The organism is Mycobacterium gordonae (assembly GCF_017086405.1).
Classification (GTDB): Bacteria; Actinomycetota; Actinomycetes; order Mycobacteriales; family Mycobacteriaceae; genus Mycobacterium; species Mycobacterium gordonae_D.
Map to the genome: position 1 here is coordinate 6,426,311 of NZ_CP070973.1, position 20,099 is coordinate 6,446,409.

Below are 20,099 nucleotides of genomic sequence, written 5' to 3' on the forward strand. Positions count from 1 at the left end.
CTGAAACAGGTTCCAACTATGCAACCATGGCCGCTACGGCGTATCGCGGCGGGCAACCTTAGTGGGCCGGGCGGTGCGCCAGTCCTCGACGTCGGGCGGTAGGCCGACGGGGAATCTGTTTTCGTTGTGGGCCGCCCAGTGGGCGTGTCCGAGTTCGTGGACATGGAACGCATGCCGCAGCGCCTCGGTGAAGCCCATGGCGTCGGCGGCAGCGTTGACCGAGGCCTTCACCAGAAGCGAAGCCATGGTGGGGCGTTCGGCGATGCGGCGAGCGAATTCGAGTGTCTTCTGCTCGAGTTCGTCGAGCGGGAAAACCTTGGACACCATGCCCAGTCGGTAGGCCTCGTCGGCGTCCAGCGAATCACCGGTCAGCAGCAGCTCTTTGGCCTTGCGGGCACCGAATTCCCAGGGGTGCGCATAATATTCGACGCCTGGCATGCCCAACCGGACCGCGACGACGTCGCTGAATTTGGCGTTATCGGCGGCCACGATCAGATCGCACGCCCAGATCAGCATCAGACCAGCCGAGATGGCGTTGCCCTGCACCTGGGCAATGGTGATCTTGCGCAGATCACGCCAGCGCCGGGTGTTCTCGAAGAAGAAGTGCCACTCCTGGTGGTAGAGCTTTTCGACGATCGGCTCCAGGGTGGCGCCGTGCGAGCGGAAGGTCGGATGCTGGTGCGGCCCGGGCGCGCGCTCCAGCACCGCTTCCTCAGATCCGAGGTCGTGGCCGGCGGAAAAGTTGCGCCCACGCGCCGCCAGTATGACTACGCGCACCGTGTCGTCAGCCTCCGCGCGGGCGAACGCCGCGTCGAGCTGCACCAGCAGAGTGCGGTTCTGCGCATTGTGGGCGTCTGGCCGGTTCAGCCAGATCCGCGCGATGCGTCCCTCGTCGAGAGTTTCGTAGACCACCATTTGCGGGGTTTCGGCGTTCTGCGACTCAGCGCCAACGTTGGTCTGATCGGAGACTGTCATTCCGCCCCACCTCACTTGTCACGGGCTTGGGCTTTACACATTACGGCGAGTATGTAAGCGACGTGTCATGGGGTTGGGCGGGCCACGGCCGCCCGCAGTCGCAGGTTGATCACCCGCCGGTCGAGGTCAGATGCCGAACCATCAGCGCGTGCGCCATACCCCGAGCTCGCCGAGCAGCGCAAAGGTCACCTTCCGACCCGGCGATCACAGCGCCGATGAGTAGTATGTTCACCGAACCGACGAACGAACTCACGTCCGTCAGCCCGGCCTGCAAAGCACGCTCGCGAACCATTTCACAGATGCTGTACAGGCAGTTCATGCTGATCTCATCGACGTGCTGTTCATGGCCCATTTCAATCAACACGTTCAACGGTGACCCACCCCCGCACCCGTCGAAGTCGATGATCCAGTCGTGCAGCACGTCGAAAATCGCCAAAATCTGACCCTGCGCCGTATCTCCTCGCAGCCGTGATTTGAATTCCAGCTGAGAACACGTCCACAGCTGGTCGCGGCGCCGCAGCACGGCCGAGGTCAATGCCTGCGTATCCGGGAAATGCCGCCCGAGCTCTGCCCGGCTCAGGTCGACCGCAGTGGCGACGTCGTCGAGGTCGATCGCGCGGACGCCGTATCGGGCAAACAGCGCATAAGCGGCGCCCAGAATGCTTTCACGCCGGCTCGCGTGGGAATCGGAGCGTGCTTCCGCAGCCATGAATGTGGTCAGCCTTCCTCCGTCAGCCCCTTCAACGAGGAATATTACATGAAATTAATCTCCTGTATTCAACTACATACTTGAGGGTGTTGGGCACCTGGCCGGCGTCGGCCGATGCGGACACCGGCGCTACGGCGGCCGGCCGCACTTGCGCTCTCGGCGGACTCACGAGGGGCCATTACCCGACTTGGCTTAGCATTGTCCAATGCCCACAAAAACGGACCATGGTGACATCGGCGACGTGGAACCGCTGGCCGACAGCACCGCAAGCCAGGCCCGGCGCGTCGTCGCCGCCTACGCCACCGACGCCGACGAGTGCCGCGTCTTTCTATCCATGCTCGGTATTGGTCCGGCGAAGCACGACAACTAATGGCTGCCAGAGGCAGCCGAGCCTCACAGGCCACGTCAACGGCTTTCGGAGACTCCGACTTCGTGGTGGTCGCCAACCGACTCCCGGTCGACATGGAACGACTGCCCGACGGCAGCACCACCTGGAAGCGCAGCCCCGGCGGACTGGTCACGGCCCTCGAGCCGCTGTTGCGCAAACGGAGCGGGGCCTGGATCGGCTGGCCCGGCCTCGTCAGTGACAACGTCACCGAGCCGGACGAGGAGCCGATCGTCCAGGACGAGCTGCAACTTCATCCGGTGTGGCTGAGCGCCGAGGATGTCGCGGAGTACTACGAGGGCTTCTCCAATGCCACCCTGTGGCCGCTGTACCACGACGTCATCGTCAAGCCGATCTACCACCGCGAATGGTGGGACCGCTATGTCGACGTCAACCGCCGGTTCGCCGAGGCCACCGCCCGCGCGGCCGCCAAGAACGGCACCGTCTGGGTGCAGGACTACCAGCTGCAACTGGTGCCGAAGATGCTGCGCACCCTGCGACCGGACCTGACCATCGGCTTCTTCCTGCACATCCCGTTCCCACCGGTCGAACTGTTCCGGCAAATGCCGTGGCGCACCGAGATCATCGAGGGCCTGCTCGGCGCGGATCTGGTGGGGTTCCATCTGGCCGGCGGCGCCCAGAACTTCCTGGTGCTGGCTCGGCAACTGATCGGCGCCAACACCTCACGGGGTTCGGTGGGAGTACGGTCGCGATTCGGTGAGGTGGAGTACGACTCCCGTGTGGTGCGCGTGGGAGCGTTCCCGATCTCCATCGATTCCGGCGCGCTCGACCACGCCGCCCGGCACCGCAACATCCGCCGTCGGGCCCGCGAGATCCGCGCCGAGCTCGGCAACCCGCGCAAGGTGCTGCTCGGCGTCGACCGGCTCGACTACACCAAGGGCATCGACGTCCGGCTCCGCGCCTTCAACGAACTGCTCGAAGAAGGTCGCGCAAAACGGGACGACACCGTGCTGATCCAGTTGGCCACGCCCAGCCGGGAGCGCGTCGAGAGCTACCAGATCCTGCGCAACGACATCGAGCGACAGGTGGGCCACATCAACGGCGAATACGCCGAGGTCGCCCACCCGGTCGTGCACTATCTGCACCGCCCGGTCCCCCGCGACGAACTCATCGCGTTCTTCGTCGCCAGCGACGTCATGCTGGTCACCCCACTGCGCGACGGGATGAACCTGGTGGCCAAGGAGTACGTCGCCTGCCGCAGCGACCTGGGCGGCGCTCTGGTCCTGTCCGAATTCACCGGCGCCGCAGCAGAGCTCCGGCAGGCTTATCTGGTCAACCCGCACGACCTGGAGGGTGTCAAGGACGCGATCGAGGCGGCGCTCACCCAAACCGAAGAGGAGGGCCGGCGCCGGATGCGCGCGATGCGCCGCCAGGTCCTGGCCCACGACGTAGACCGTTGGGCCCGCGCGTTTCTGGACGCGCTCGCCTCAGGAGCGGAAGACCCGCAGCCGGGTGCCCGCTCCTGAGCGTCCGATTCGATGGTTTTCGCGGCTGATCGCTGTGATACTGGACGGGTGAAAATCCGTCGCGGGCTGGCCGCCGGTGCCGCCATCGGTTCGGCCGTCGCAGCAGGCATGGCTCTGGAATCGGAAAGTCCCGCGTATGCGATCGGCCCGCCTGCGGACGGTGCCTACACCCTGAACGAGGCGGGCGTTTCCGGCACCACCTGGAACATCACGGCCCTGTGTGCGCAGCCGTCGGGAACCCGCAACATGAATGACTACTCCGACCCCATCGTGTTCGCGATGAACTGCGCGCTGAACGTGGTGAGTACGACCCCGGCGAACAACAGCCGCGCCGAACATCTGCAGAATTTCAGCGCCAGGGCCCGCATGAGCAGCATGCTGTGGACCTTCACCGTGAGCAAGCCCGAGGGTGTGTCCTGCCCGGGCGGCGGCTTCGGCGAGACCAGTGAGACCTACGCGTTCAGCGACGAAACCCTGACCGGCACCCACACCACATTGCACGGTGCGGTGTGCGGACTGCAGCCGGACATGAAGAAGGAATCGTTCTCGCTGCAACTCGTGGGTCCGCCGCCCAGCCCGGTGCAGCGTTACCCGATGGACTGCAACGAGATCGCGATCTGCTTCTAGATCGCGATCAGCTTCTAGATCGGTGTGATGTAGGAGATCAGCCACTTGCCGCCGACGCGCGTGAACTCGACCCGCAACCGGCTGCCGTCGTAGTGCGGCTCGCGTGACTTGTCGGTCACGATGCGGTTCATGTACACCATCGCGGTCGCCGAATTGCGTTTGGCCGCCATGACTCCCACGCCCACCACGTTGGCCTGGACCACCATCTCCCGCTTCTTCGCCTCGGGGATGATCTGCGCGTTGACGACCTTCTTGAACTCCTGGCGGTAGTCGGGCGTCAGCAGTGGGTAGACGTCGTTGAGGCTGCGCTCGATGGTCTGGAAGTCGTAGCCGAAGAACTGCGGGATTTCCTTCTCGGCCAGCTTCGGCAACTCCGCCCGGGCGGCCTGTTCACCCTGGGTCTCGATCCGGTCCCAGTAGAACCAGCCGCCGGCGGCCGAGAGCGCCACCACGGCCGCAGCCGCGAGAGCACCGGCCACGGTGAACAGCCACCGCAACCGGCGCATCAGTTGCCTCCGTCGGGATACGTCAGGTCATAGCCGGTCATCTGGCCGCGTTCGTCCTGGTGCACGATGACCCGCAACCGATACGGCTGGGACGGCTTGTTCACCCCGTCGATGTCGGCGACGGTGACCCGGACCGCGACCAGCACCGACGCGTTGTCGCTGACGTTGTCGATGCCTTCCAGTGCGGCGCCGTTGATCACCGCTTCGGAGGTGGCGTTGGTCTTGCGGAACAGTTGTTTGAGGAACTCGACGTTCTCCGCACCGAACTTGCTGCGCAGCGGACCGCTGGTGCCATTGACGAACCGGTTGACCGACTCGTCGATGGTGTCCTGGGTGTAGCTGAACATGTTGACCACGGTCTGCGAGGCCGTGTCGACGAAGCGTTGCTCGCGGGCCTGCCGCGCCTGCGCGGCACGGTGCTGCCCGGCCAGCACGGCGACGCCCCACACCAGCCCGCCGATCAGCAGTACCGACGCCGCCAGGCAGACCCACCCGACCATCGCGCCATGCGGTCGGCGCCGCCGCGGCGGCCGGGCGCCGACCGACCGCGTGTTCCTGCCCCTAACCGCCCGCTTGGGCGCCGGTTTGGTCTGCCTGGTCTCGAAGGTGGTGTCCGCACCGCCCGCGGTCGTCCCGCTGTCGTCGGCTCCCGCGGCGCCCACGGACGCGCCTTTGGGCGGACCGGCCGCGCGCGAGGCCCGGCGGCGGACGCGCTGAGTCGTCGCCTGTTCTTCTGTCACCACTGAATCCACTAAAAGGTTTTCGGAGCAAGCATGAGGTCCACCCAGCTCTCGGCGCCGGAGGTACCGGCAACGCCGGACGCGAAGATACCAGTGCCGCCCGCCGGATCCTTGAACCGGCCGGTGGACGGGTCATAGGTGGCGGTGTAGCCGGCCCCGTTGGCCTCCGGCGCCGGACCGGTGCCCAGCGGCGGCCCGGGCGGCTCGATGTACTTGGGGTAGGGCAGCTGTGGGGGCACCGGCGGATAATTCGGTGGCATCCACGACGGGTTACCCGGCGGCGGGGGGACGTTGTTGGGCGGCGGCGGGTCGTAAGCCGGCTGGTTGGGAGCCGGACCCGGGCCGGGCGTCACCCCGGGCGGGGGCGGGCCGACGATCGGGATGCCCGGATCGGGGTCGGCACCCGGCGGGATGTAGGGGAAGTGGTTGGGCGGCAGGATATTCAGCCCATTGGTGACCGGCGTGCCGTACGGGATCGGCGGTCCCCGCCACGGGTTGGTGCCGACCGGGACATAGCCTCGCGGGTCACGGCACAACTGCACCGTCGGTGCCCGCTTGCCCGGGAATTCCTGACACGGGTAGTTGCGGGCGCCACGCACGGTGGTCGGGTCGTTCTGCGCCGTCTTGCAGTACATGTCGCGCGGCACTTCCCGCACCGTCTCGTCGGCGGGTGTGCGCATCAACGGCGAGGGAATGAAACCGGTGCTGCACGGCGGCGGGTCGTTGAGGTCGAGCTTGAAGTCCAGCTTCGCGCCTTCGTCCTGCGGTTCGCCGCCGGCGGCGGTGGTGATTGCGGCGAACAGCGCCGGAAACACCACGAGCAGCTGCTCGATCGACTTGTGGTAGATCACCCCGACCCGGCCCAGGTTGGCCATGTTGGCCGCCAACGCGGGGAAGGACGGACGGATGCCGGCGAAGGTCTCATTGGCCTCGTCGAGCGCACCCGGCGCGGTCGCGAGCGTGTCGCGCAACCGCGGGTCGGCGCGGCGCACCTCGGAGGTGAAGCGTGCCAGCCCGTCGGACAGCGACTTGATGTCGGCGCCGGCGCGGACCTGAGCCTGCAGGAAGGGGCCGACCTGGTCGATCAGCTGCGAGACCTGCGGGTAGTTGGTGTTGGCCTCGTCGACCAGCAGCCGCGCCGATTCGACCAGCCGGGCCAGCTCCGGACCGGTGCCGTTGGTCGCCAGGAACGCCTCGTGCAACACCTCGCGCAACCGGGTGTCACCGAGGCTGTTGACCAGCGTCTCCGCCTTCTTCAGCAGGTCGGCGACGTCCTGACCGATCCGGGTGTTGGCACGGTCGATCTTGGCTCCGTTGCGTAACTTGCCCGGTGCCGGGTTGGCCGGCGGCACCAGGTCGATGTACTGCTCGCCGATGGCCGACACGCTCTTGACCGTCGCCGTGACGTTCGACGGGACCGGGGTGCCGCTGTTGAGCCGCATCTCGGCGGTGACGCCATCCGGATTGAGCTGCACCGACTCCACCCGGCCGACCGCGACACCGCGGTAGGTGACGTTGGCGTTCTTGTAGATACCGCCGCCGGCAGCGAAATCGGCGCTCACGCCATAGGTTCCGATGCCGAACGTGGACGGCAGGCGCAGGTAGAAGATCGCCATCACCGTCAGGGTGATCGCGGTAATGACCGCGAATATGGACAGCTGGATCTTGGTGAGTCTGTCGATCATCTTCCCGCCTCTACTGCGCCGCCGTGCCGGGCGGAATCTTGAACGGGTCGGCCGCTTGTCCGGACAGGTTGGCCAGTTCGCCCATCAGGAAGTCGGGCGCGTTGAGGACCTCGTCCATGTGCATCATGTTGGGGTCCATGGCGTAACTGGTGGTGAAGAACGTTTCACCGAGCCGGCGCAACGTCAGGTCGAACGTGGTGAACACGTTGAGGTAGTCGCCGCGCACCGCCTGCTTGATGCCGAAGTTGGGGAACGGGAACGTCAGCATGATCTGCAGCGAGGTGACGAAGTTCTTCCGGTTGTCGTTGAGCGCCTTGATCGCCGAGTACAAATCCTTGAGGTCGGCGGCGAAGTCGCTCTTGGTCTTGGACAAAACGTGCGAGGTGACCGTGGCCAGCCTGTTCAGGGCGCTGAAGGCCGCGACGATGTTGTCCCGGTTCTTGTTCAGCACGCGAAGCGATTCCGGCAAGGTGTCCAGCGCGCGGCCCAGGTTGTCCTTGTCCCGCGCCAGAACCGACGAGACGCGGTTGAGCCCCTCGACCGCGCTGATGATGTCGTTGACCTGCTTGTTGAGGCCCGAGGTCAACTCCGCCAGCCGCGGCACCAGGTCGACGAACTGGCCCTGCCGGCCCGCCACGGCCTGGTAGGTCTCGTCGGTGATCTCTTCCAGCGCACCGACATTGCCCTTGTTGACCACCACACCGAGCGCCGAGAAGACTTCCTCGGTGGTCGGGAAGCGGCCCGTACGGGACTCCGGAATCCGCGACCCGTTGCCCAATCGGCCCGTCGGGGCCTGGTCGGTGGGCGGCGCCAGATCGATGTGCAGGGACCCCAGCAGCGAGGTCTGAGCCACCTTGGCGATCGCGTTCGCCGGCAGCACCACATTCTTGTCCAGCGCCAGTTTCACCGCGGCGTAGAAAGATCCGTCGGAACGTTGCTCGGCCGAGATCCCCGACACACTGCCCACGGTCACGTCGTCGACCATGACCGGCGAGTTCTGCGGCAACGTCGAGACATCCGGCAGTTCGACGGTGATCGTGTAGGCGCCGCCGCCGTGCCCGGCGGTGCCGGGCAACGACAGAGAATTCAGCCCGCCGAACGAACACCCGGCGAGCAGCGTGCTGCCCGTGACGAACACGCCGGCGCGCAACAGGATTCGCTTCATCGACCCGCTCCTTGCTCGGCCAGCAGCGGGCCGGGGGCCGCGGCCGGTGCCGCGGGCGCCGGACCGGGCGCCGGTCCGTACCCGGGTGGCGAACCCGGGCCCGGACCTGGCGCGGTCGGGACGAACAGGTTCTGCAGGTCCGTGACATTGCTCGGCGCCGGCTGGCCCGAACCCTTGGCCGGAACCCAGGTCAGCTCCGGCACCGGGGTCTCCGCCTTTGCCGCGGTGGCGGGCGTGTCGTAGATGATCTGCCCCTTGTAGGCCGTGATCGTGTTGATCGGGTGGAACATGATCGGCGGGAAGTTCACGGTGAGCCGGCGCAGCACCGGGCCCAGCCGCTCTCGGCAGATCTCGGCACGCTTGAAGTACTCCGGCCCGGACGGCCCGGCCGCGGTGTCGAAGGAACCGCCGCAGATGAACTGGACCGGGTTCAGGAAGTTGGGCAGCGACAGCAGACCGTTCAGGGTGCCCTGCGCGGGGTCGTAGATGTTGTAGAAGTTCGCGATGCCCGGACCCGCCACGTGCAGGACCTGCTCGATGTTCTCGCTCTGGTCGCTCAGGGTCTGGGTGAAGTCCGTGAGCTGGTTGACCGTCTCGATCAGCGTCGAGTTGTTCTCGTGCAGGAAGCCCCGGACATCCGAGAGCGCCTGGTTGAGCGAACCCAGGGTGTGGTCGAGGTCCCGCGAACTGTCCGCGAGCACCTGCGACACCGAGGCGACGTGGCCAGCGAACTGCACGATCTGCTCGTTGCTCTGCGATAGCGCGTCGACGAGCACCTGCAGGTTCTTAACCGTACCGAAGATGTCGCCGCGCGAATCCCCGAGGCGCCCAGCCACTTGCGCGAGTTCGCGCAGGGCGTTGTGGAACGAGTCGCCGTTGCCGTTGAGGGTGTCGGCGGCCTGGTTGATCGCCGCGCCCAACGGACCCTGCATCTCGCCGGCCGCCGGACTCAACGAGACGGACAGCTGGGTGAGCGCTTCCTTGACCTCGTCCCACTCCACCGGAACGGCGGTGCGGGTCAGGTCGATGGTGGCGCCGTCCGGCAGCGCCGGGCCGCCGGTGAACGCCGGGGTGAGCTGAATGAACCTGGCCGCCACCAGGTTCGGAGACATGATCACGGCCTTGGCGTCCGCGGGAATCTTGATGCCGTCGGACACGTTCATGGTGATCTTGACGTCGGACGGCCGCGGTTCGATCGACTCGATCTCGCCCACCGGCACGCCCAGGATGCGAACCTGGTCACCCGGGTAGAGCCCGACGGCCGAGGTGAAGTAGGCGGTGAGCTTGCGGCCGCCGCCGCCGGCCGAGAACAGCACGTAGGCGCCGCCCACCAGCGCCGCCACCAGCGCGATGATGGTGACGGTCCGCAGGCCTTTGCTGCCGAAGCGTTTCGGTGTCGTCATGGTGATTTCGGCCTGATCGTCCAACGCTCCTGAATCATGCCGCGTAGGTAGTCGGCAAAGCTGTCCGGCAGCTTGCCCGGCTGGAAAACGGCGTCGAACATGGTCGCCACCAGCGGCGCCGGGATGGCGCCGAAGACGTTGACGTTGAAGCCGGGACCCGAACCGACCACCTCGCCCAGCGTGGTGGCGTACGTCGGCAACCTCTTGAGGGCCTCGGTGATGTAGTCGCGGCGCTCGTTGAGGTTGGCCAGCACCTGGTTGATCTTGGTCAGGGCCGGACCGAACTCCTTGCGGTTGTCGTTGACGAAGCCGGACAGCTGCGCCGAGACGTCGTCGATCCCGGAGATCAACGCGCTCAACGCCGACCGGCGCTCATCCAGGGCGGCGAACAGCTGGTCGCCCTGGTCCACCAACTTCTTGACCTGCCCGGCACGATCGGACAGCACCGTCGTCACCGACTTCGCATGGGCCAGCAGACCTTGCAGCGCTTCGTCGCGGCTGTTGAGGGTGCGCGACAGCGTCGTCACGCCGTCCAGTGCGCCGCGCAACCCGGGGGTGGCGTCATGCAGCGTCTCGGTAAGCACCTTCAGCGCGTGCTCGAACTGGGGCTTGTTCAGGTTGTTGGCGTTCTGCCCGAGATCCTCGAGCGCGCCGGCCAGGGTGTAGGGCGTGGTCGTCCGGCTCAACGGAATGGTGGTCGCGTTACCGGAGCCGGCCGGGCTCACCGAGATGGAACGCTCGCCCAGGATGGTGTCGGTGCGGATCGCGGCCAGCGACTGGTCGCCGACGACCACGTGGCGATCGACGCTGAAGGTGATCTTGGCGGAGTCGCCGGCCAGGGCGACGTCGGAGACTTTGCCCACCTTGACGCCGGAGACCAGCACGTTGTTGCCCGGCGTGATGCCACCCGCGTCGCCGAAGTACGCCGTGTAGGTCTTGCCCTGCGGCCAGAACGGCAGCCCCGAGTAACCGAATGCGATGAGGACGACGAACGTCACCACAGCCAGACCGATGGTGCCGGTGCGCAACGGGTCCTGGTCGCGCTTGCTGCCTGGCTTCTTATTGCTTGGCTTCTCAGGATTTGGCAAAGGCGCACCTCCCCTTGCTGGAATCGACCTGGCCGCCGAGGCCCAGCCGAATGTCGGAACCCGCCGGTCCGTTGATCTTGATCGTCACCGAGCAGAAGTAGATGTTGAAGAACGAGCCGTAGGTGCCCAGCGCGGCCAGCCGCAGGTAGTCCTCGCCGAGCTGCTCGACGTCGTTGTTGATCTCGGCCTTTCGGGTGTCGAGTTCGGTGGCGAACGGCCGCGCGTTCTCCAGCACACCCTGCAGCGGCCGACGCGAATTGCGCAGCAGCTCAGTCAGATCCGTGGTGGTCGAGGCCAGCGGCGGGATGGCGCCGGCGATGGTGTCCTTGTTCTTGGCGAGCCCCTCGATCAGCTGCTGCAGCTGATCGACGCTGGCCGAGAACTGGGCACTGCGCTGGTCGACGGTCCCCAGCACCGTGTTCAGGTTGGTGATCACATCCCCGATCAGCTGGTCGCGCTTGCCCAATGCGTTGGAGAAACTGCTGGTGTCGGCGAGCACGTTGGCCAACGCGCCACCCTGACCCTGCAGCAGCTCGATGACGGCGCTGCTGATGGTGTTGATCTTGTCTGCGTCCAGGCCCTTCAGCACCGGCTTGAGCCCACCCAGCAGCGCGTCGAGATCCAGTGCGGGCTGGGTGTGTTGAGAGTTCATCGTCCCGCCCGGCGGCAATTTACGCAGCTCACCAGGGCCCGAGGTGATCTCCAGGAAGCGGTCGCCGACCAGGTTCTCGTAGCGGATCACCGCACGACTCGACGAGTACAGCGTGTAGCGGGCGTCGACACCGAATTCGACGTCGACGGTGTTGTCGGGGTTGAGCTTGACGCCCGAGACCGCGCCGACGGGCACCCCGGCGATACGTACCTTCTGACCGCCCTTGAGCTTCGAGGCATCCAGGAAGGTGGCGTGGTAGGTGTTCTCCGAACCGAACCGGAAGTCGCCGAACACCACCACCAGGGCGGCACTCGCCAGCACCATCGTGACGACGAAGATGCTGACCTTGATCACCATCGACCGGTGCGACGGAATCTTCCCAGCGGCCATCAGAAGTCGTCCCGTTCAGCGAAGGCGCCGTGGAAGAGGAACTGCAACGTCGAAGGCGCGTCGAACTGGAACTCGGTGAACGGCTCGTACGGGATGAGCGCGTTGTCGGTCACCAGGAACGGCGCACGGTAGTACGAGCCGCCGGTCTGCTTGGTCGGAATATCGGGCAGCCCGCGGCAATTCGGGCCGCCGGAGGCGTTGACGATGGGCAGGCTCTCCGGATACGTATAGGCGGGGGCGCCGATGACGAAGCTCGACGAGGTGAACAGACCCGCCTTGCGCACACCGATCAATGGGGCGAACTCCTTGATGCCGCGATCGATGCCGGCCAACAGACAGCCGAATTCCGGTGAGTAGTCCGCCGCCACTTTAAGTGGGGCGCGCAGCCTGTTGACGGTGTCGATCAGATTCTGTTCGGCGGGTGCCAGCGTCTCGTAGCCGTTGTTGGCCAGGCCGATCGCGGCCAGCAGTGTGGTGTTGAGGTTGGCCTGCTCGTCGACGACGGTCTTGTTGATCGTCGGCAGGTTGGCGAACACCGTGTTCAGGTCGGGAGCGGCGTCACCGTAGATATTGGTCACGATGCCGGCCTTGCGGAAATCCTCCTGCAGGGTCGGCAGCTTCGGATTGGCTTGACGGGTCAGCGTGTTGAGCCCCGACAGCAGCGACCCGAGGTCGTCGCCGTGGCCGCGCAAGCCTTCCGACAGCGCACTGAGGGTGCCGTTCAACTCGACCGGGTCGATCTTGTGCAGCAGGTTGGTCAGCGACTGGAACAGCGTATTGACCTCGAGTTGCACGGCGGACGCCGCCACGGTGGCGTTCGGGCGCAACGAAGTCTTGGCCGGGGCCTGCGGCGGCATGAACTCCACCGATTTGGCGCCGAAGATGGTGTTGCCGGCGATGTGCACCGTGGCGTTGGACGGGATGAACTGCAGGTCGTCGCTGTAGATGGCCAGCTTGAGACGCGCCTGGTCGCCGCTGTAGCTGATGTCCTCCACTTTGCCGATCTGGATGCCGCGGAACTTGACCTTGGCCCCGGGCTCCATGACCAGGCCGGCGCGCTTGGACGCGACCGTGACGGTCTCGGTGGAGGTGAACGCCGCGGTATAGGACAGGTAAGTCAGGACCGCCGCCGCCACCACCAGTCCCGCGAGCACCGCCGCCGCCACCCGGCCGGCTGTCCGTCGTGATGCAAAGACTGCCATCGCCGCTACCCGGACAGGTTGAAGTTGCCGGACGCTCCGTAAACCGCGAGCGAGATGAGCAGGGTGATGACCACGACGACGATCAGCGAGGTGCGCACGGCCTGACCGACGGCCACACCGACGCCGACGGACCCACCGCTGGCGTTGTAGCCGTAGTAGGTGTGCACCAGCATGACCGCGATCGACATCGCGATGGCCTGCAGGAACGACCACAGCAGGTCCGACGGGATCAGGAAGGTGTTGAAGTAGTGGTCGTACAGGCCCGCCGACTGTCCGTTGATGAACACCGTGGTGAAGCGCGCCGCGAAAAACGCGGCCAGCACCGACAGTGAGTACAGCGGGATGATCGCCACGAGTCCCGCGATCAGCCGGGTCGACACGAGGTAGGACACCGAGTGCACCGCCATGCATTCGACGGCGTCGATCTCTTCGGAGACCCGCATGGCGCCCAGCTGGGCGGTGGCGCCGGCGCCGATGGTGGCGGCCAGCGCGATGCCGGCGATCACCGGTGCGACCACGCGAACGTTGAGGAACGCCGAGAGGAAGCCGGTCAACGCCTCGATACCGATGTTGCCCAGCGATGAATAGCCCTGCACGGCAATGACACCGCCGGAGGCCAGCGTCAGGAAGGCCGCGACGCCGACGGTGCCGCCGATCATGATCAGGGCCCCGGCGCCCAGCGTCATCTCGGCGATGAGGCGGATGGTCTCCTTGCGGTACTTCGTGACGGCGTTGGGGATGTAGCGCACGGTTTCGCCGTAGAACAGCGCCTGCTCGCCGAAGTTGTCGACCGGTCGGGCGAACCGGGTGAAGAAGCGCTTGAAGCGGAGGGTGGCGTCGTAGCTCATCGCATCTTCACCATCGCTCGTTCGCCGTCATCTGTTACCCGCCCCTACTTGGCCGAGATCCGGACGCCGATGGCGGTCATGACGACATTGATGACGAAAAGACAGATGAACGCGTAGACAACGGTTTCGTTGACCGCATTGCCGACTCCCTTGGGACCGCCTTTGACGGTCAGGCCACGGTAACAACCGACCAGACCCGCCATCACTCCGAACAGCAGCGCCTTGACTTCGGCGAGGATCAGCTCGCGCAGCCCGGTGAGCACAGTCAGCCCGTTGATGAACGCACCGGGGTTGACGCCCTGCAGGAAAACGGAGAAAGCGTAACCCCCGGACAGGCCGATGATGCACACCAGGCCGTTGAGCAACAAGGCGACCAGGGTGGATGCCAGGACCCTGGGCACCACCAGCCGCTGAATGGGGTCGATGCCGAGCACCCGCATCGCGTCGATTTCCTCGCGGATGGTGCGGGCGCCCAGGTCCGCGCAGATCGCGGTGGCGCCGGCGCCGGCCACCACGAGCACGGTGACGATCGGGCCGAGCTGGGTGATGGTGCCGAATGCCGTTCCGGCACCAGACAAGTCGGCGGCGCCGATCTCACGCAGCAGGATGTTCAGGGTGAAGGCGACGAGGACGGTGAAAGGGATGGACACCAGCAGCGTGGGGACCAGCGACACCCGGGCGACCATCCAGGTCTGGTCGAGAAACTCCCGCAACTGAAACGGCCGCCGAAAGGCGGCACGTGCGGTCTCGATCGACATCTCGAAGAACCCGCCAACGGCCCGGGCCGGTACGGCAACTTTCTGCAACAAGCCCGGTCCCCCCAATCTGTTGCTCGCGGCGAAGTGTTGTCTGCCCTGAACACACCGTTGGATGACTCGTTGCTTGGTGTGAGCCGGCTCATACTAACTAGAACAAGTTCTGAGTGTCGATGAAGCTCGAAAAATTTTGCGGCAATTATGCCTAGCTGGTATTTCCTCTCGACGTGTGCCCGCAGGGCAGGCGTGGGAGTGTCAGTCCATCAGACCGGTTGCGGCGAAGTTCACTTCCGGGTCGCGCTCGGCGAAGTAGCCCTGCAGCGTCGCGCTCAACTGTGTCGGCTCCCAGGCCGGCGCGCCCGCGTCGAACTGGTGCTCCGCCGTGGGTGCGGCGACCAGGGTCACGCGCGGACCGTAGACGATGAACACCTGCCCGTTGACCGCGGCAGCCTCCGGGGACGACAGGAACTGCACCAGGCTCACCACGTGTTCGGGCGACAGCGGATCGATTTCAGCGTCTTCGGGTGGGGCACCGAAGACGTCGGCCGTCATCGCGGTGCGGGCCCGGGGACAGATTGCGTTGGCGCACACGCCGTAGCGGCCCAGCGCCCGCGCCGCGGACAGCGTCAGCGCCGTGATGCCGGCCTTGGCGGCGCCGTAATTGGCCTGCCCCACCGGACCGACCAGACCGGCCTCCGACGAGGTGTTGATGATCCGGCCGAAGACCCGGCCGTCGGCCTCCTTGGCCTTGGTGCGCCAATAGGTGGCGGCATTGCGCGTGAGCAGGAAATGACCGCGCAGATGCACGGCGATCACCTGGTCCCAGTCCTCGTCGCTCATATTGAAGAGCATCCGGTCACGGGTGATGCCGGCGTTGTTCACGACGATGTTCAGTCCGCCCAGCCCGTCAGCGGTGGCCACGAGTTCGTCGGCGGTCTCGCGCTGGCTGATGTCACCGGCGACCGCTACCGCCTTGGAACCCGCGGAGGCGATCTCGTCCAGGACGTCGGAGGCGTCCAGGCCCGCCGCGATGTCGTTGACGACGACGGTGGCGCCGAGGCGGGCCAGACCGATCGCCTCGGCGCGTCCCAGGCCCGCCGCGGCACCGGTCACCACCGCGACCTTCCCGGACAGATCGGTCGCCTTGCTATTGCTGTTCAATTTATGAATACCTCTAGTTTCCGGTCAGTCCTCGCGCAACAGCGCCGCGCGCGGGCATTCGGCGATCGCCTGCTCGGCCAGATCCTCCTGATCCGGCGGTATCGGATCGGTCTTCACGACGGCATAGTCCTCGTCATCCAGGTCGAAGATATCCGGTGCAATTCCCAAGCACACCGCGTTACCTTCACACCGGTCACGGTCGACAATCACTCGCACTGCACCCTCCTCGAACCTGCACTGAAGCTTGCAAACACGCCTGCGGACGAACTCGATCAGTATGTAGCACCACACCAGGCCAGCGGTACCGTGCCACACGGCAGCTGGATTCCCAGACTAGAACGTGTTACAACCGGGAGAACGAATGGGTGGCCGCCGGCGTGTGTGTCGGCGGCCGACACACAGAAACGATCGCTCGATCGGAGGCGGCGGGAATGCGCATCAGTTACACCCCCGAACAGGAGGAGCTGCGTCGCGAGCTGCGGTCCTACTTCACCAAGCTGATGACACCGGAGCGGCGCGAGGCGCTGAGTTCGGTGCAGGGCGAATACGGCACCGGCAACGTCTACCGCGAGACCGTCGCGCAGATGGGCAAAGACGGGTGGCTCACCCTGAACTGGCCAAAGGAGTACGGCGGGCAGGACCGGGAGCCGATGGACTCGCTGATCTTCACCGACGAGGCAGCCATCGCGGGTGCGCCCGTGCCGTTCCTGACGATCAACAGCGTGGCGCCGACGATCATGGCCTTCGGCACCGAGCAACAGAAGAAGTTCTTCCTGCCCAAGATCGCGGCGGGCGAGCTGCACTTCTCCATCGGATATTCGGAACCGGGCGCGGGCACCGACCTGGCCAACCTGCGCACCACCGCCGTCCGCGACGGCGACGACTACGTGATCAACGGCCAGAAGATGTGGACCAGCCTGATCGCCTACGCGGACTGGGTCTGGCTTGCGGTACGCACCAACCCGGAGGCCAAGAAGCACCGCGGCATCTCCATGCTGGTGGTGCCCACCACTGCCGAGGGGTTCTCGTGGACGCCGGTGCACACCATGGCCGGCCCCGACACCAGCGCCACCTATTACAGCGACGTGCGGGTGCCGGTGACCAACCTGATCGGCGAGGAGAACGCGGGCTGGAAGCTGGTCACCAACCAGCTCAACCACGAGCGCGTCGCGCTCGTCTCGCCGGCGCCGATCTTCATGTGCCTGCGGGAAGTTCGCGAATGGGCTCAGAACACCAAGGACGCCGGCGGCGGACGGCTCATCGACTCCGAGTGGGTGCAGCTGAACCTGGCCCGGGTGCACGCCAAGGTCGAGGTGCTCAAGCTGATCAACTGGGAGCTCGCGTCGTCCTCGGGTGAGAACCTGTCCCCCGCGGACGCTTCGGCCGCCAAGGTGTTCGGGACCGAGCTGGCCACCGAGGCATACCGGCTGCTGATGGAGGTGCTGGGCACCGCGGCCACGCTGCGACAGGACTCCCCCGGCGCACTGCTACGCGGCCGCGTCGAGCGGATGCACCGGGCCTGCCTGATTCTGACCTTCGGCGGCGGGACCAACGAAGTCCAGCGCGACATCATCGGCATGGTTGCCCTCGGACTGCCCCGAGCCAATCGCTGAATTTCCAGCAGGAGAAGGATATTCATGGATTTCACGACAACCGAAGCGGCCCAGGACCTCGGCGGTCTGGTCGACACCATCGTCGACTCGGTGTGCACTCCCGAACACCAGCGCGAGCTGGACAAGCTCGACCCGCGCTTCGACCGAGACTTGTGGCGCAAGCTCGTCGACAGCGACATCCTCACCAGTGCGGCCGCCACCCAAGTGGGCGGCGACGGTTTCGGGGTGCTCGAGCAGGTGGCGATCCTGGTCGCGCTCGGGCACCAACTGGCGGCCGTGCCCTATCTCGAGTCAATCGTGCTGGCCGCCGGCGCGTTGGCCCGGTTCGGCTCTGAGGAGTTGCAGCAGAGCTGGGGCTCTGAGGCGGTGCGCGGCGAGAAGATCCTGACGGTCGCGCTCGACGGCGAGATGGGCGACGGGCCCGTACAGGCCGTCGACGGCCGGCTGACGGGCAGTCGTACCCAGGTGTTCTACGGTCCTGCCGCCGACGCCTTCCTGGTGCCCGCCGAAACCGATTCCGGCACAGTCGTTTTCCTGGTCGCCGCCGACGACCCCGGGGTGACGGTGACCCCGCTGCAGACCACCGGACTGGGCAGTGTCGGTCATCTGGCGCTCGACGGGGTGCCGGTGGACGCGGCGCGCGAAGTCGGGGGCGCCGAGGTGGTTGCCTGGCTGCGCACCATATCCACCCTGGGCCGCAGCGCCTACCAACTCGGTGTGCTGGAGCGCGGCCTGCAGATGACGGCCGAATACGCCCGCACCCGTGAGCAATTCGACCGACCGATCGGCAGCTTCCAGGCGGTGGGTCAGCGGCTGGCCGACGGCTACATCGACGTCAAGGGCCTGCGGTTGACGTTGACCCAAGCCGCGTGGAAGGTCGCCGAGGACATCCCGGCCGAGATCGATGTGGCCTCGGCTGCGTTTTGGGCGGCCGACGCCGGGCACCGGGTCGCGCACACCATCGTGCACGTGCACGGCGGCGTCGGCGTCGACACCGACCACCCTGTGCACCGATACTTCCTGTCCGCCAAGGAAACCGAGTTCGCTCTGGGCGGCGCCACCGGACAGCTGCGGCAGATCGGCCGCGAACTGGCTGAGACGCCTGCTTGAGCGAGGCCGGCTGCCGTCGTGACGAAGAGGAAGTAACTTGAGCGAACCGACGGTCACCGCAATGCTGCGCCCCCTGGCCGAGATCGACGACCGCGGAGTGTATTTCGAGGACTCCTTCACCAGCTGGCGGGACCACCTACGCGACGCCGCGGCCCTGGCGGCGGCGCTGCGGGAGCGCCTCGACCCCGACCGTCCGGCACACGTCGGCGTGCTGCTAGAGAACACACCGTCCTTCTCGACGGTGCTGGTCGCGGCCGGGTTGTACGGCATCGTGCCGGTGGGTCTCAACCCGGTGCGCCGCGGTGCGGCGCTGGCCCGCGACATCGGTCATGCGGACTGCCAGCTGGTGCTGTCCGATACGAATTCCGCCGCGGCACTGGACGGCATCGATCACATCAACGTCGACTCGGCCGACTGGGCCGAGGCGGTCGCCGCGCACCGGGACACCGAGCTTTTATTCCAGTCTGCTTCTGCCACAGATCTTTTCATGCTGATCTTCACCTCGGGAACCAGCGGCGAGCCCAAGGCGGTGAAGTGCAGCCACGGCAAGGTCGCGGGAGCCGGCATAGGGATGACCCAGCGCTTCCGGCTCAACGCCGACGACGTGTGCTACGTGTCGATGCCGCTGTTTCATTCCAACGCCGTGCTGGTGGGGTGGGCGGTGGCCGCGGCATGCCAGGGCTCGATCGCTCTGCGGCGCAAATTCTCGGCATCCGGATTTCTGCCCGACGTGCGGCGGTATGGCGCCACCTACGCCAACTACGTGGGAAAGCCACTGTCGTATGTGCTGGCCACGCCCGAGCGGCCCGACGACGCGGACAATCCGCTGCGGGCGGTGTACGGCAACGAAGGAGTGCCCCGCGACATCGAACGGTTCGCGACCCGATTCGGCTGCCGCGTTCAGGACGGCTTCGGTTCGACGGAACTCGGTGTGGCCATCGCCCGCACGCCCGAGACCCCGACGGGCTCGCTGGGCCCGCTGCCGGACGGGGTCGAGATCGTCGACCCGGAAACAAGCAAGCCCTGCCCCCCGGGAGTGGTCGGCGAACTGGTGAACACCAAAGGCGCCGGCGGTTTCGAGGGCTACTACAACGACCCGGCCGCCGAAGCCGAGCGGATGGCCGGCGGTATCTACCACAGCGGCGACCTTGCCTACCGCGACGAAGCGGGCTACGTCTATTTCGCCGGCCGGCTCGGCGACTGGATGCGCGTCGACGGCGAGAACCTGGGTACCGCCCCGATCGAAGCGGTGCTGCTACGCCATCCGGCGGTGACCGAGGCGGCGGTCTACCCGGTGCCGGATCCGGTGGTCGGCGACCAGGTGATGGCGGCCGTCGTCCTGGCGCCGGGCACGCAGTTCGATGCGCAGGAGTTCCGGACGTTTCTGTCCGAGCAGGACGACCTGGGACGCAAGCAGTGGCCGTCCTACGTGCGGATCAGCGCCGGACTACCGGGCACGATGACCTTCAAGGTGCTCAAACGACAACTGTCGGCCGAGGGCGTCGACTGTGGCGAACCGGTATTTGCCATTCCGCGCTAGCACCACACCGGCGCGAAAGCAACCGCTGGTAAATCCGACCCCGACTGGGGTGGCCGGC

The 20,099-nt window shown here is 66.2% G+C and carries 20 protein-coding genes; 6 read left to right on the forward strand and 14 right to left on the reverse strand.

What is annotated here, in order from left to right:
* Nucleotides 1–33 precede the first annotated feature (33 nt).
* On the reverse strand, nucleotides 34–915 hold the full coding sequence (locus tag JX552_RS27645; protein ID WP_431196012.1) for an enoyl-CoA hydratase: 882 nt from the start codon (nucleotides 913–915) through the stop codon (nucleotides 34–36).
* Nucleotides 916–1,084: 169 nt separating this feature from the next.
* A complete protein-coding gene (locus JX552_RS27650) occupies nucleotides 1,085–1,684 on the reverse strand; it encodes a TetR/AcrR family transcriptional regulator (protein WP_205874945.1) in 600 nt (199 codons plus the stop codon).
* A 205-nt stretch (nucleotides 1,685–1,889) separates the two neighbouring features.
* On the opposite strand from JX552_RS27650, the gene JX552_RS27655 reads away from it, so the two are divergent.
* From JX552_RS27655 to JX552_RS27665, 3 genes are read left to right on the forward strand one after another with little or no spacing between them, the layout of a single operon-like run.
* Nucleotides 1,890–2,054, forward strand: coding sequence for a hypothetical protein (locus JX552_RS27655; protein ID WP_142283886.1), 165 nt, complete (start codon nucleotides 1,890–1,892; stop codon nucleotides 2,052–2,054).
* Complete coding sequence (locus tag JX552_RS27660) at nucleotides 2,054–3,556, forward strand: alpha,alpha-trehalose-phosphate synthase (UDP-forming) (protein WP_205874946.1); 1,503 nt, start codon at nucleotides 2,054–2,056, stop codon at nucleotides 3,554–3,556. The genes JX552_RS27655 and JX552_RS27660 overlap by 1 nt, the downstream gene beginning before the upstream one ends.
* Nucleotides 3,557–3,604: 48 nt before the next feature.
* Complete coding sequence (locus JX552_RS27665) at nucleotides 3,605–4,183, forward strand: hypothetical protein (RefSeq protein ID WP_205874947.1); 579 nt, start codon at nucleotides 3,605–3,607, stop codon at nucleotides 4,181–4,183.
* 14 nt (nucleotides 4,184–4,197) lie between these two features.
* Here the strand turns inward: JX552_RS27665 and JX552_RS27670 are convergent, their stop codons facing one another.
* The 12 genes from JX552_RS27670 to JX552_RS27725 all read right to left on the reverse strand — a co-directional run bounded on the left by JX552_RS27670 (nucleotide 4,198) and on the right by JX552_RS27725 (nucleotide 15,994).
* Nucleotides 4,198–4,689: a mammalian cell entry protein gene (locus JX552_RS27670; protein WP_205874948.1), complete on the reverse strand. Its 492-nt coding sequence runs from the start codon at nucleotides 4,687–4,689 to the stop codon at nucleotides 4,198–4,200.
* Nucleotides 4,689–5,441 carry a mammalian cell entry protein gene (locus tag JX552_RS27675; RefSeq protein WP_205874949.1) on the reverse strand — a complete coding sequence of 251 codons (753 nt, stop codon included), beginning with the start codon at nucleotides 5,439–5,441 and terminating at the stop codon, nucleotides 4,689–4,691. Before JX552_RS27675 ends, JX552_RS27670 begins: the two co-directional genes overlap by 1 nt.
* The gene (locus JX552_RS27680) at nucleotides 5,441–7,114 is read right to left on the reverse strand and encodes a virulence factor Mce family protein (RefSeq protein WP_205874950.1); all 1,674 of its coding nucleotides are present in this window, start codon (nucleotides 7,112–7,114) and stop codon (nucleotides 5,441–5,443) included. The genes JX552_RS27675 and JX552_RS27680 overlap by 1 nt, the downstream gene beginning before the upstream one ends.
* Before the next feature lie 10 nt (nucleotides 7,115–7,124).
* Nucleotides 7,125–8,279, reverse strand: coding sequence for a virulence factor Mce family protein (locus JX552_RS27685; RefSeq protein WP_205874951.1), 1,155 nt, complete (start codon nucleotides 8,277–8,279; stop codon nucleotides 7,125–7,127).
* The gene (locus JX552_RS27690; RefSeq protein WP_205874952.1) at nucleotides 8,276–9,682 is read right to left on the reverse strand and encodes a virulence factor Mce family protein; all 1,407 of its coding nucleotides are present in this window, start codon (nucleotides 9,680–9,682) and stop codon (nucleotides 8,276–8,278) included. The genes JX552_RS27685 and JX552_RS27690 overlap by 4 nt, the downstream gene beginning before the upstream one ends.
* Nucleotides 9,679–10,770: a virulence factor Mce family protein gene (locus JX552_RS27695; RefSeq protein ID WP_205874953.1), complete on the reverse strand. Its 1,092-nt coding sequence runs from the start codon at nucleotides 10,768–10,770 to the stop codon at nucleotides 9,679–9,681. The genes JX552_RS27690 and JX552_RS27695 overlap by 4 nt, the downstream gene beginning before the upstream one ends.
* On the reverse strand, nucleotides 10,757–11,812 hold the full coding sequence (locus tag JX552_RS27700) for an MCE family protein (RefSeq protein WP_205874954.1): 1,056 nt from the start codon (nucleotides 11,810–11,812) through the stop codon (nucleotides 10,757–10,759). Before JX552_RS27700 ends, JX552_RS27695 begins: the two co-directional genes overlap by 14 nt.
* A complete protein-coding gene (locus JX552_RS27705) occupies nucleotides 11,812–13,014 on the reverse strand; it encodes a virulence factor Mce family protein (protein WP_205874955.1) in 1,203 nt (400 codons plus the stop codon). The genes JX552_RS27700 and JX552_RS27705 overlap by 1 nt, the downstream gene beginning before the upstream one ends.
* A gap of 5 nt (nucleotides 13,015–13,019) precedes the next feature.
* On the reverse strand, nucleotides 13,020–13,862 hold the full coding sequence (locus tag JX552_RS27710) for an MlaE family ABC transporter permease (protein WP_205874956.1): 843 nt from the start codon (nucleotides 13,860–13,862) through the stop codon (nucleotides 13,020–13,022).
* 44 nt (nucleotides 13,863–13,906) lie between these two features.
* Entirely contained in the window at nucleotides 13,907–14,671 is a 765-nt protein-coding gene (locus tag JX552_RS27715; protein ID WP_205874957.1) for an MlaE family ABC transporter permease, read from the reverse strand.
* Nucleotides 14,672–14,872: 201 nt separating this feature from the next.
* Nucleotides 14,873–15,778, reverse strand: coding sequence for a 3-oxoacyl-ACP reductase (locus JX552_RS27720; RefSeq protein WP_205874958.1), 906 nt, complete (start codon nucleotides 15,776–15,778; stop codon nucleotides 14,873–14,875).
* A gap of 24 nt (nucleotides 15,779–15,802) precedes the next feature.
* The gene (locus tag JX552_RS27725; RefSeq protein WP_055581977.1) at nucleotides 15,803–15,994 is read right to left on the reverse strand and encodes a ferredoxin; all 192 of its coding nucleotides are present in this window, start codon (nucleotides 15,992–15,994) and stop codon (nucleotides 15,803–15,805) included.
* A 215-nt stretch (nucleotides 15,995–16,209) separates the two neighbouring features.
* On the opposite strand from JX552_RS27725, the gene JX552_RS27730 reads away from it, so the two are divergent.
* The 3 genes from JX552_RS27730 to fadD17 are packed head-to-tail and all read left to right on the forward strand — an operon-like array spanning nucleotide 16,210 to nucleotide 20,041.
* The gene (locus JX552_RS27730) at nucleotides 16,210–17,391 is read left to right on the forward strand and encodes an acyl-CoA dehydrogenase (RefSeq protein ID WP_205874959.1); all 1,182 of its coding nucleotides are present in this window, start codon (nucleotides 16,210–16,212) and stop codon (nucleotides 17,389–17,391) included.
* A 24-nt stretch (nucleotides 17,392–17,415) separates the two neighbouring features.
* Complete coding sequence (locus JX552_RS27735) at nucleotides 17,416–18,501, forward strand: acyl-CoA dehydrogenase family protein (protein ID WP_205874960.1); 1,086 nt, start codon at nucleotides 17,416–17,418, stop codon at nucleotides 18,499–18,501.
* A gap of 37 nt (nucleotides 18,502–18,538) precedes the next feature.
* Nucleotides 18,539–20,041 carry a long-chain-fatty-acid--CoA ligase FadD17 gene (gene fadD17, locus JX552_RS27740; RefSeq protein WP_277396013.1) on the forward strand — a complete coding sequence of 501 codons (1,503 nt, stop codon included), beginning with the start codon at nucleotides 18,539–18,541 and terminating at the stop codon, nucleotides 20,039–20,041.
* The last annotated feature ends 58 nt before the right edge of the window (nucleotides 20,042–20,099 follow it).